The sequence below is a fragment of the Shewanella sp. WXL01 genome, assembly GCF_012263345.1.
Taxonomy (GTDB): domain Bacteria; phylum Pseudomonadota; class Gammaproteobacteria; order Enterobacterales; family Shewanellaceae; genus Shewanella; species Shewanella maritima.
The window spans coordinates 89,177-102,231 of the sequence record NZ_JAAIKQ010000007.1 but is presented as its reverse complement, the minus strand read 5'-3'; the positions used below and the strand labels follow the sequence as shown (position 1 = coordinate 102,231).

Annotated in this window: 6 protein-coding genes; 2 read left to right on the top strand and 4 right to left on the bottom strand. The window is 43.8% G+C overall.

Annotated features, from left to right (window positions below; genetic code table 11):
* Positions 1 to 30 precede the first annotated feature (30 nt).
* Positions 31 to 756, top strand: coding sequence for a histidine phosphatase family protein (locus tag G3R49_RS15220; RefSeq protein WP_167870259.1), 726 nt, complete (start codon positions 31 to 33; stop codon positions 754 to 756).
* 62 nt (positions 757 to 818) lie between these two features.
* Positions 819 to 1,565: an SDR family oxidoreductase gene (locus G3R49_RS15215; protein ID WP_130599713.1), complete on the top strand. Its 747-nt coding sequence runs from the start codon at positions 819 to 821 to the stop codon at positions 1,563 to 1,565.
* A 371-nt stretch (positions 1,566 to 1,936) separates the two neighbouring features.
* On the opposite strand, the gene G3R49_RS15210 is transcribed toward G3R49_RS15215, so the two are convergent.
* From G3R49_RS15210 to G3R49_RS15195, 4 genes are all read right to left on the bottom strand, one after another.
* Positions 1,937 to 2,704, bottom strand: a complete 768-nt coding sequence (locus G3R49_RS15210) for a sulfite exporter TauE/SafE family protein (protein ID WP_167870258.1) — start codon at positions 2,702 to 2,704, stop codon at positions 1,937 to 1,939.
* Between the two features lie 362 nt (positions 2,705 to 3,066).
* Positions 3,067 to 10,023 carry a LamG-like jellyroll fold domain-containing protein gene (locus tag G3R49_RS15205; protein WP_167870257.1) on the bottom strand — a complete coding sequence of 2,319 codons (6,957 nt, stop codon included), beginning with the start codon at positions 10,021 to 10,023 and terminating at the stop codon, positions 3,067 to 3,069.
* A 189-nt stretch (positions 10,024 to 10,212) separates the two neighbouring features.
* Positions 10,213 to 10,824 carry a redoxin domain-containing protein gene (locus G3R49_RS15200; RefSeq protein WP_167870256.1) on the bottom strand — a complete coding sequence of 204 codons (612 nt, stop codon included), beginning with the start codon at positions 10,822 to 10,824 and terminating at the stop codon, positions 10,213 to 10,215.
* Complete coding sequence (locus G3R49_RS15195; RefSeq protein WP_167870255.1) at positions 10,817 to 12,820, bottom strand: protein-disulfide reductase DsbD; 2,004 nt, start codon at positions 12,818 to 12,820, stop codon at positions 10,817 to 10,819. The genes G3R49_RS15200 and G3R49_RS15195 overlap by 8 nt, the downstream gene beginning before the upstream one ends.
* Between the last annotated feature and the right edge of the window lie 235 nt (positions 12,821 to 13,055).

The following is a 13,055-nucleotide window of genomic DNA, read 5'->3' as shown; positions in this document are numbered from 1 at the left end:
AAAAATTAACAGTCATTAAGCGAGGAAACCATGAGTTGTATTTACCTCATTAGACATGGGCAAGCATCGGCGCTGAGCGAAGATTATGATCAGCTGTCACCCAAAGGCGAACAGCAAGCAATTGCCCTAGGTGAACACCTAGCAACTAGCGGCTTTAATGCTAGCCGTTTGCTCGCTGGCACCATGAAGCGCCACCAGCAAACCGCGTCACTCACAGTTAATCAACTGTTTGCATATAGAAATAAAGCGAAAGGACAAGTACAGCCACCAGCCATAACTTCCATCGCTGAGCTGAATGAGTTAGATCACCAGAATATTATTGGCCAATACGATCAACGCTTTCACAGCGCTAAAGCCATGATTGAGCATGCTCGTGGCTTAGCTAACCCTAAAAATTTCTTTTTAGAGACGTTCGGTCTAGCCATTAGCAAATGGACGCAGACAACGGATAATCAAGGTTATAGTGAAAGTTGGCATCAGTTTTATCAGCGTATCAAGCTCGCCGAGCAAAGTTTAGTTGAGCTCGCTCAAGGCCAGAAAAATACTCTGGTGTTTAGTTCAGGCGGCCCTATTAGCATGCTTACCTGCTTTGCTCTTGGATTAGACCCCAAGCAGTTTTTAATGGTCAACCAAACCCTGGTGAACGCCGGAATGACCAAGTTTATTATCGACAGTAATGGCCGTTTGAAGCTTTCAAGCCTAAATCAACATGACTTTTTAGAAAGGCTTCCGGGCAAACTGGTGACCTATACATAAAGGCTAATGGGCAACACAGACAAGTAAAATAACAACAAATCAATCACTAAGGGACTAGCAGCATGAGAACCAACATTCTAATTACAGGCGCAAGCTCTGGGCTTGGCAAAGGCATGGCACTCGAGTTTGCCAAAAAAGGCCATAACCTCGCCCTATGTGCGCGCCGCGTTGAGCGCCTTGAGGAAGTAAAACAACAGCTAGAAAGTCTCAACCCAAATATTACCGTGTCGATTAAGTCGCTAGATGTAAACGATCATGATGCAGTATTTAAGGTGTTTAATGAGTTTAAAGATGAGCTTGGCAGCCTAGATAGAATTATCGTTAACGCTGGTATGGGTAAAGGCGCGTCTATTGGTACCGGTTACTTCAACGCTAACTTGCAAACGGCACAAACCAACTTCATTGCCGCCATCGCTCAATGCGAAGCGGCTGTAGAAATCTTTAGGCAACAAAATGCTGGTCACCTAGTGACAATTTCATCCATCAGCGCCTTGCGTGGTTTTAGACGAGCGATGACAGTTTACGCCGCTACCAAAGCCGCGCTGACCTCTCTTACAGAAGGAATGCGCATTGATTTGATGAATACGCCAATCAAGGTCAGCTGTGTGCATCCTGGTTTTATTCGCAGCGAGATTAACGAAAAAGTCGAGAAGGTGCCGTTTATTGTCGACACCGACGTAGGTTGCCGCGCCCTAGTTGCTGCAATTGATAAAGAAAAACCAAACTCATACGTACCAAGCTGGCCGTGGGCATTTATGCACTATCTATTACGTATTGCGCCTGTGAGCCTTATTCGCAAAATGAGCTAGGGTGAATTACTGAATCAATAGTTAGGGAGCCAAGGCTCCCTTTTGTTTTCAGTCCCTACACCACCTAATGAAGTTGGTAGTAATCATCGAACAGGGTTTGCCTGTAATTTCTAGTGTTTTCCATACCTGGCAGCTTTGACTGTTTGCTCACGTCGCAATGACATTTAAAGCACGCAGCAAGCACATCCCTATGTGCTCGACGAAAACATCCGTGTTTTCAACGGCTTTAGATGTCATTACCACTCTAGTTTATAGTTTCAACCGGTGAAGCTAGGCACCCTTCTAGGGAGCTAACACACAGCCGCTCTCTTCATTACTGTGTATTCGCTGTGTTTGTCTCGAGTGCGTTTGCTTTAGCAACAAAGCATCAATTAAAAGTAGGTAACGTAAAAGAAGTAGGCGGTGATCAAACAGCTCATCACAATCACAAACCAGCGTATATAGTGCTGAGGGATACGCATCGACACGCCAGCGGACATATAGCCGCCAATCAAGGTACCAATCAATACTGCCGCGCCCTCAACCCAGGCGATGGCATCATTAGCAATAAACAGCACAATCGCAACCAGAGACACCGCTGAAGAGATCACTAGCTTAATGCCATTCATGGTATTGATGTTGGTATAACCGGCTAACGCTAAATAGCTCAAACCAATAATGCCGAGTCCTGCATTAAAAAAGCCGCCGTAAATACAGATAGCCAATAACACTAAGGTCAACATGACAGCGCCCAGCTGGGATGCATACTTGTTATTCGACAAGGACTTAGCAAAGCGATTTATCTGACCACCAAAAATAAATAACAAGGTGGCAAATAGTAGCAGCCATGGAATTGCCTGTTTAAATGTGGCCTCCGATGCCCACAGCAATAAAAATGCCCCAAGGGCGCCGCCAATAAAACTTACTACTATGATGATTTTAATTTGTTTACCATGTCCAACTAGCTGCTGACGAAAAGCATAGGCACCGCTTAAATAGCCAAAAAATGAAGCAAAGGTATTGGTCGCATTGGCAACCACAGGCGGCACACCAACTGCCATTAGCGCAGGAAACGTCACAAAACTCCCACCACCAGCAACTGAGTTCAACACCCCGCCCACAATGCCTGCTAAGAACAGTATTACAAGATCAACTATCATGCTTTCTCTTTTCGTTTAAGACTATTCACGTACAGCCTACTGTTCATCTACGCTAAATAGTCGCGCCAAGTTAATATCGCATTGTGCATCACCACTGCTGAACACAAGATGAAATTTAGCAACAGATTTGCCCGCGCCGCTAAGCAGACAATAATTACATTTCATTCAGTTTAAAGCTTTGATTTTAAAGTGCAGCTTAACCTTTCTCAAAAAGAAGTTTGCCAAAGCCCAGTAGAGCATTTAATTGCGAGCTGACGCCGATTAAAACACTGCGCAAGAAAAACTCGCAAAAATAAAAAGCCCCCAATAATTGGTGTGCAACTATTAGGGGCAGTTCTACGTATGCGCTTTTTACTGGATGGTTAATCGCTAATGGTGATATTTACCGTGCGTTTAAAGCTGTAACCATCGTTAATGTCATAAACAATATAGCTAAATGAATCACTGGTTTGGGTGTTATCAACATTTGGTATGTATTCAAACTCACCAGAGTATTCATCGAGGTAAATTGTGCCGTTATTTGGCGAATCCATTAACTCAAAGGCTACGCCATCACCGACTGGTAACGCTCCATACAGGGTTTCACCATTTTTCGCGTTAAAGGTCACAATAAATGAATCTTCGGTATGGGCACCATTAACCAAGCTACCAGGGTAGTTATAACTCAACTTGTTATCGGTACTCTTATTTTCAAAGTCATATTTAACCATCAGATCATTCTCACAACCTGGTTGCATACCTTGCATACAAGCTTGAATCTCATCTTGAGTCAGAACCCTTTTCCAAATAGCAACATCATCAATCAACCCCTCAAAGTAACCTCCTGCACCACTGCCACTAAAAGCGCCGATACGCATAGGTACGGTATTGCTAGTCACCTCTGAGCTGTCTAAATTCTTAAATTGAACCTCAGCACCATCAAGATACAGTTTAGCTATTCGGTTGTTGCGATCGACCGTTGCCGCCAAGTGATACCACTGCTCATTGTTTAATGCGATATCAGAGGTAAAGTCAAACACGACACGTTTACTATCACCTAATTGACCAAGCGGTTTAGTCACATATCTAAAGTTAGGGCGATTGTTGTTATCAACCCTAAGCGACCAACCTCTCTCGGTGTTAGATGCTGAAATTTTACTGATCACACTTCGCTCGTAATCTGCATCACCAGTTACGTACACCCAAGCTTGTACTGAGAAGCTCTGCTTCGAAAAACTTAATCTAGTGTTGTGTTCTATCTCAACATAGTCATCATTACCATCTAACACGGCAAATGAACGATGCTTGTCAACGGTTAATGAGTCTTGGGCAGAAACAGCCACGTTACCCACGCGCTCACTAATGTTGTAAGTATCAGCACCTTCAAAATCGACATAAGACAATAACTCAGGATCAGACAAGCTCACGCCCGCTAACATCCCTTGCTTGACCTCGTCTGCCGTCTTGGCCTTAGACCAGACTCTTAGCTCATCTAGCTTACCGTTAAATAAGCTATTTCCACGGTTCTTGTTGGCTCCCCAAACAATATCCGATGCACCAAAGGTTGAACTATCTGTTACAGATATCACCTCATCACCATCAAGATAAGTGGTTAATTGCCCTGTTGTGCTGTCGTAAGTCATCGACACATGGTGCCAGCTGTTAAGGCTAACAGATTGTGTGGTATTGAACGTGGTGTCAGTGACTTTGACACGTAAACTGCCATCATCTTTCACACGTAATGCCGCGCGACCAAGACTGCCATTTTTAAAGACAATCACATTGTTATGGGTCGTCGAATTGAGTTCATTGACGTTTAACCACAACTCAATGGTGAATGAGTTATCTGGGTTAAACATGCCGTAGTTTTCTTGTAGTAATGATTGTGTCACACCATCAAAAACAGCCGCTTGGCCAAAGCCAGTTAAGATTGAGCCATCTTGATAGAAAGGTGTGCCAATTTGCTGCCAGCTACTACAGCTTACAAACCCTAGACTAGAACCATCATTTGGGCGTACGCAGTACCTGACATACTTGCCTACTTCAGCAATACTCGGCGTGTATGAAAGCGTTGTCTCACCAACAATTGGCGCTTCATCACTGCCTGCGCTATCTGTTGCTATAAACCACTGATGTACTGACTTGCTTTCCGCATCGCCTTCATAATCGCTGTAAACATAACTCGCTGCCAACGCACGCTTAGCCGTGTGCTCACCGGTTACTACTACATCTGTCGCTGTTGGCGCATTATTGTGGAAAGAAAGCACAGGTTGGCCACACTCACCGTCCTGATTACACAAGTCGAACGAGATATCTTTACTGATTTTTTCATGGGCCAATAACCATTCGTTGTCGTTATAAAGATAAGGTGGGAGAGGCTCTATAGACTCAGACTTTTTAACAAACGGAGAAGCTAGTGCTTCAGCTGCTTCATCCCACTTCCACTCAGTTAAAGAAAGCTCTTCAACATGGAAGCCAAATTCAAAGTCAAATACAGGCCCGAAGGTGCCTTTCTCATACATGGCACCTGATTGCTGGTACAAGTAAACGTTTGTTGAAGTACAAACGGCTTCTTGAATATTCCAATCTGCAATACCCATTTGGAATGGCAATCTTGCGCCCATACTTGTCTTCGTGTCGTTATAGAAAACTGAATACAAGTTCACGGTTAGGTTTGCATCGATTACACCGTCATTGTTTACATCGTGGTATTGCTCAGGTGTAAAGCGGATATCTTCATCACCTTTAAAGACAAGCTCGCTACCATCTTCAAGTGTTAAGCGTGATATTGGGCGAACCTCAAGGTAAAAGTCCTGTTTAATATCGGCATAAACACTTAAGAAAGTATCTAACATCTCAAAGTTATAGCGGTAGAAAAGATCTTCACCCGCAGGATAGAAGAAATCTTCGCGGCACTCTTCTACGTTATGACTAATGGCTTGGCCACTAGCACCATGGTACCAAGCTTTCCAGGATGTTTTGTAATACAACTCTTGCTCGAACCAGTCATCGGCATCAATCGAAGCTGACATCCTTAATGGCTGGGTTTCATCTGATTCTGAGCCAATTAAACATGCTGGTTGCCCTAGCGTTTGCAAACAGTGTCGACTCACCACCGCCAATTCATCTGATTTTAGCGTTACCTCAAATGAACCTTCATCTAATGCAGTTTGCTTGTTGAGTGGGTCACCATGCTTATCAAGAATGATGTCTGATTTAACACCAAAAGATAAATCCTTAACCCCTAGGGCAAAGTCAAACTCGAACGCGGGTGACGTTGCTGTGAATTCCGCATAGTTATCTATATTTACCTTTGAAGTGATTAAGGTTTCTTGGCCCACCTGTATTTCATCGGCATAGGCAAGATCCATACTCACAGGAATGTCTGACACAACCTGTCCAGTTTGCATGCTTAAACGAGGCTCAAAGAACAGATGTACGCCTAGGTTCATTTCAAACAGGCCTTGTACATTTTTGGTTGTATCTTCGATCTTCTTTTGCCAATTTTCTGGGTTAGCAACATCAAACCCGGGTGGATACTCAATACCCGGAGCCTGAATAGGATCAATATCTGCAGTTGATACTTCGCCGCCAGCTATTTCATTCATGGTCGCCACATGAAGAATGTCAGTAAATGCAGTTGAGCCAAAGGTACTTTCTGTTGCACTTAAATCGGCGCTGAATGAGTGGCTGATAAACTCGACATCATTAACTTCAACAGACACTGTCGCCACAGTAGATGCGCCGTATGTATCTGTCACCTGCACAGTTAAGTCATACTGACTTTGCTCCTCGTAATCGAGTCGCGATTTAGCACTACTTATTGATAACGCACCGCTAAGTGCATCTACTACAAAAGCGTTATCAGTATTGCCAGCAATGATTTTATAGGTTACGAAGTCGCCAACATCATTGGCGTTGGCGACAATCAGTCCAATCGACGAGCCACCAGCCGTGTATTCACTCACAGCAAAACTTTGATCGGCAATACTTGGGTCGTTATTAATCTCAACAGCTACCCCCGTCTGCACCAACATTTGCGCGGCGCCCACCTGGAATACACTGTACTCTACATTATCGATTACCTGCACATTGCCGGTGTCTTGCCACTGGTTATTCGCGGCGAATACGGCATCATTTGCGTCACCCAAAATACGCAATTTAGAATTACTACTAACACTTTTATTGAGCGATAACTTGTTGGCGCCAGAACCACGGATATCAAACACTTCGACACTACGTACTTTAGAGGCGGCAGAAGTTAGGTTTAAATGAATTCCCTGACCATCATACACCACAGTGTCAGTGCCGCCGCCAGCATCAATACGTACAAAAGAATCATCACTAATAACAATTGTGTCATTTCCTGGCCCTGTATAAATGGCGTCTTGACCGCCTTTGCTGAAAACCGCGTCATTACCAGTACCTGTAGCAATGTAATTATTGTTGCTATCACCATTGATAGTGTCATCAAGGTCTGTACCCCTTATCGTAATTTGGCTACCGTCGCCTTTTAGAACATATATCGCGCCGTTGCGGGTTAAATTATTGGTAGATGCAGATGGCGTACCGAACTGGATGTCTTTAATGCCGTCACCATTGATATCACCAGCGCTCGCAATCCATTGACCTAACATTTCGCCGCCATTACCAGTTGCGTAGTAACCACGAGATGTTTCAATAACTTCGCTTAAATAAACTGGCTGAGTTTGCGCAGATCCATACACTGCATAAACGCGACCTTTTTCATCTTCGGCAAACGGGTCGCCAATAATTATGTCGTCATAGCCATCACCATTTAGGTCACCCGCACCACCAATTGAGCCAATAACGATTTGCATGCCTTTAAAGTCGATATTTGATGCATCGTTATGAATAACAAAGCCACCTTGCCCTTGAGCAATAGCTGCCAAGTCAATATCTACATTCGCGAGGGTGCCGAAAATAATGTACGCACGAGGGTGTTCCCAACTGTTACAGCAGCCATCATCAGGCGCCAGCAGCGCCATATCATCAATGCCGTCGGCATTAATGTCGCCAATACTTGCCGAAACAAATCCTGGCGTCACTGTGATTGAAGAAAGGTTTGAAGCAAACGCATAGTTACCGGCATATTCAGCGTTAATGTTGATGCCATGCTTTTCAGATGAAATTTTACCGTAATCAACTGCGGCGCCACCGACACGTCCAAATAGCAGCTTATTCACGCCGCTTTCGCGGCCTAGAATACCGTGTGAAATAATTACGTCAGTAAGGCCATCACTGTTAAAGTCGCCCGATGGCATAACCAAAGCACCAAACGGCCAATCTTTAAAAGGTGCACGGCCATCATCTTTAACCACAAAGCCACTGCTGTTGTTGTCTAAGGCTACTTCAGAAAGGTATTGAACATTACTATCAGCTTTGCCATAAACCACATAGGCCATATGCGGGTCGCTGTAGTTGGCATCTTCAGCAATACCGCTGATAGAAAAAGCTTCATTGCCAACAACAAAACGTGTCTGGGTTTCACCAGCAATAACATCAGCCAAACCGTCACCGTTTACATCGCCAACAAGTACACTGCCACCGACATAATCGTGCTTGTAAGCACCATGAATAGCGTAACCTTGTAAGTTGCCGCCATCATTAAAAGCTAGTAGTTCAACAGGCGCGGTATCAGGCTTACCAAACACCACATAAACCGAGCCCGAATTCAGCCCGTTATTGTCGGCAAAGGGTGCACCTACGATAATGTCAGCTAGACCGTCGCCATTTATATCTGCGCCACCGTTAACACTAAAACCAGCTTTGTCACCAGCCTTTGCGCCGTTAATAACGAAACCACCTGAGCCAGAAAGCACGGTTTCAAAGTCTGGTAACACGCCTGAAGCATTACTAAATAATACGTAAGCTCGACCAGCATCTTCGCCATTGTTGTCATCATGAGGCACACCAACTATAACGTCGTCAAAACCGTCACCATTAACATCACCCGCAGGTGCAAGGCCAAAACCAGACCAATCGTCTTGTGCCAAACCTGCAATGGTTTGAGCGTTGTTATTGAGTGAATCATTGATGTCATTTACATTCACGGTCACTTCAGTGTCGTACTCATTGCCACGACCATCTGTCACGCGCACTGTAAAGTTAAAGGAATGAATTCCAGACTCATAATCAATTTGGGTTTGATCAGCAATGCGGATTTTGCCAGTTGCCGCATCTACGCTAAATGCACCAGTATCATTGCCAGCAACAATGGCATATTGATATTGCTCTACAGGAATATCCCAACTACCTTGTTCAAACACCTTATAATGCAAGGTAAATTGGCCATGTTTGTTGGGTACGACTGATTCACTGATATCGTGCAAGTAACCAGTAAAGAAGTGACTACCAACCTGACTCAGGCGAATTGCCGCATCATTAATGGTGCCATCGATACCTACAGCTTGAACAAATACCACAGGGTTGGTGTATTGCCTTAGCAGGTTAACCGTGAATACTGCATCTCGACCAGTGTCAGCTACTTCAACAGCGCCCGTTTCACCAATGCTAGTGCCGTTAACATCTTTTAAAATGCCACTACCTTGAACAGCAAAAACACTGATTTCTTCAGCGGCATGACTGCCATCATCAATCTCATCGACAAATAACTTAACGTTGTTATCGCTGACTTTATTAATTGCTACGCCAGCCTGAGCTATCTCTGAGTAACTAGTGATAGTAGTTAAGATATTTGGCGTATCTGTCATCGGCGCAGTAAAGCTTTGAGAGAACTCACTGTGAGTCACATTCAACCCAGTTGACGTAACTTCAAAAGGCATTTCTCCCCAAACACCTTGACGACTGTCGCTTACAGCCATCCAACCAAGTAGCTCCGCACCTTTATTGTTAATCGCAGTGACAGCACTGGTGCCACGCTTATCTAACTCAGACTCTAAAATAGCTTCAAAGCCTGTTGCAGATACACCTTGATGACGTGCACGCAGCAAAAACTCGCTACCGGCTTTTTCTACCGTGCCGGTATACGAGTTGGTATACACATCATAAGAAACTTTATAGCTGCTATTTGTTTGAATTTGGCTAAATAAAATAGGGGTTTGAGTAAATTGGTTATAAAACGCGATTGGCTCAAACGCTTCACCGTTAGTAGCCCAGTTTTCAATACTGCTGCTACCGACTTCAATGGTAAAACTGCTATTTGCTTCACCATCAAAGAACTTAATTTCACCAATTCTTGTATTGGTTTTAGTATTTTCATCAACTGTTATCGTCAGTGGTGGCAAGGTTGCAGCACTGAGCGAAGATATGGCTCCTAGGCTTAATACCAAAGAACTTATCACTAAATAGTTGTTCATCTTGTTGTTCCTTTACTGGATCCTTTAAAGGCCAGCCTGAACAATAAGAAACAAATGTGAAAAAAATGTGGAGCGGCGTGTTTTTATTTTTGGCTTGAATGTACGGAACAATAACAGCCAAGAAATGCTAGTTGCATGATACTTAAATAGGCCTAGCACCGAATTGAGCTAAGCCTATTTACAGGTGGATTACCCTTTGTATTTCACAGAGCATCCATAAGGTGGGGTTAGCTTTTTACTGACATTTTTACCTGCTAGCAACTCTGCCATTGCAAGCTCTACGTAATTATCGGCTTTAGCAATATCAGCAGGATTTGCAGATTTGATGCTATCAATACCGCCAGCATATTTAAGGGTCCCTGCAGGGTCGATAATATACATATGTGGTGTGGTTTTAGCGCCATATAACTTGCCTACGTCACCTTCTGGGTCAAACAGTACGTGAGTTGGCGCAGCATTGCGTGACGCGGTTAATTCATCAGATTTGGCAGCATCAATGTGACCTTGCTTACCTTCGGCTGATGAAATAATCGATAACCACACAATATTTTTTTGAGTATATTCGCGCTGCATGCTTGGAATATTGTCGCTGTCATAATGTTTTTGAACATAAGGACATAAGTGATTAGTCCACTCAAGCACCACATACTTACCCTTAAAGTCTGAAAGTTGAACTTGCTGACCTTTAGAGTTGGCTAAGCTAAAGTTAGGTGCAACTTGATCTACCTTCACTGCAGCTGCGACATTGCCAATAAAGCCCAGTAACAAAATAGTGACTGAGAGTAGTTTCTTGCTAATCATGATTCACTTCCTTTTTTGCTGTGTTAATCGCTGTTACTACCATTTCTGGTGTTAAAATTTGTGGCAATACTTGCTCATAATCATTACCGGCATACATGACATATAACGGCACGCCAGAGCGTTGATATTGCTTTAAATAGTTAAAAATCATGTCATTTTTGTTGGTCCAATCGCCGACTAGATAGTGGACCTGGTTTTGCTGCAAAGCCAGCTGCACCTGCTCTGTACTAAAGGCAACCTGCTCATTCACTTTACAAGTAATGCACCAGTCTGCAGTCATATTGACCAGTACAAGCTGTCCATTGTTTCGCAGTTGCGCTAACTTTTCAGGGGAATAAGCCTCGTGCGAACTGTCATTTGGTAATGCTTGCGTTTGGGCACCATTAAATAACGCACCTAGTAGTATGACTAAAGCCAATATCAAACTGCTAAGGCTATACACTCCCTTTAACACGCTACTCAACCAAATAAACAGCGCAAATCCCACTAAAGCCAATAGCAAACCAAACTGGGCGAAACTGCTTGTTTGACCAAGGTAAACCCACACTAACCAGGCAACTGTAGCTAGCATAGGGAACACCAACAAATGCTTAAAGGTGTTCATCCACGCCCCTGGTTTTGGCAATAATTTGGCAAAAACTGGCGAGATAAATAACAAGGATAAAGGCAGAGCAAAACCAAGCGCAAGAGCCGTAAAAATCAAATATGTGGTGATAGGGGGACTTACCAAAGCAACCCCTAACGCCGCAGCCATAAATGGCGCGGTGCAAGGCGAAGCTACGATAACCGCCAATACACCGGTAAAAAACTGACTGCCAAAACCGTTTCCTGCAATCAGTGATTGCCCAACTCCCGCAAGCCTTGCACCTGAGGGCGCAATATCCATCAATATCAACGCGATAAACACAAACAAGAAAGCTAAAAAAGCGATAACAGCCGGCTCTTGCATGTGAAAACCCCACCCTACCGCTTCGCCTGAGCTTTTTAACACAATAATCATGGTGGCAAACAAGTTAAAGCAAACCAGTACACCAATGCCGTAGCCAAGCTTTTGGGTCATGGTCATGTTTTGCTGGCCAATAGCCATGGCTTTAAACGACAGCACAGGTAATACGCATGGCATAATATTTAGGATTAACCCACCAACAAACGCCATTATCAAAATCACCCATAAAGCATCGGTCGTTTGCTGCTGATTATCATTTAGGTGTGCAGTGACATAGTAACCAGATTGACCGTCTGTCATTAAAAACTTCAAGGTTTGCGCATCACCCACAAAGTAGTCTGATCTGGCAATCACTTGATTGTTAAAGTCAGCTTCACTAACGACAGATTGCTTTTGATTGTGCTGCGCCACGTCTGAGCGCAGCGGCAGTAACTGCCAATCTGATTCAAACGGTGCTTGATAAGACACAGCAAGGTGTTGCTCAGTAATTTCAAATTTTGCGGTTAGCTGAGTATCGTTAGGTAATTGCTCGCGGGTTTGGGCAAATAATGGCGCGTAGCTAGACTCTTGGGTGTTTACAGACACAGGCAACGAAAGAGTTAAATCAGCCCAACCCGGAATACAGTCTTCTTGGCACACTAACCAAGACAGTGACACCTTGATATCTACTTGCTCTGCAAGCTTGTCAGCATTCGACAATTCAACAGGCACCATAAGCAGTACTTGCCCGTCATAACCATAGTTAACCAGGTGGGCGACAGGAATTTGCTGGGGTATTGGCCATAAAATATCCCCAAAAGATAAAGGCACTGAGGCGCTCCATTCAACAGTTGGTGCTTCCCCTGAATCACCAGGGTTCTGCCAATAGGTATGCCAGTGTTCTTCAGGCGTAAGTAACACACCAATCCAATTAGTTTTATCAGGACTTAACTGCTGATTCTCACTCACTAAAGCAACTTCAATATGATCCCCTTTCGCACTGGCTTGCCCGTGAACTTTATAAGGTATCGATATGCAAAGTAAGCCAACAATAAAAAGGAGTGTTTTCAAGTAGTTCATAAGTCGTTTTAAATTGATGTGAATGAGAAGCACTTAGGCTAATAACTGTTTTAGATATAACACAATCAACTCAAACTAGTTAACGACTAAAATGTGACCAGTTGTGTTTATGTCAACGCTAATTGATTTGCTCCCCCTCCATAGGTACATTCTTCCCAAAACCAATCCTCAGCCATCTGGCATCGACATTTCTTCGACAGATATTCGCATAACATACTGCCCATAT

Coding starts and splice junctions, on each gene's coding strand:
- G3R49_RS15220 (WP_167870259.1), top strand. CDS start 31: ATGAGTTGTATTTACCTCATTAGACATGGGCAAGCATCGGCGCTGAGC.
- G3R49_RS15215 (WP_130599713.1), top strand. CDS start 819: ATGAGAACCAACATTCTAATTACAGGCGCAAGCTCTGGGCTTGGCAAA.
- G3R49_RS15210 (WP_167870258.1), bottom strand. CDS start 2,704: ATGATAGTTGATCTTGTAATACTGTTCTTAGCAGGCATTGTGGGCGGG.
- G3R49_RS15205 (WP_167870257.1), bottom strand. CDS start 10,023: ATGAACAACTATTTAGTGATAAGTTCTTTGGTATTAAGCCTAGGAGCC.
- G3R49_RS15200 (WP_167870256.1), bottom strand. CDS start 10,824: ATGATTAGCAAGAAACTACTCTCAGTCACTATTTTGTTACTGGGCTTT.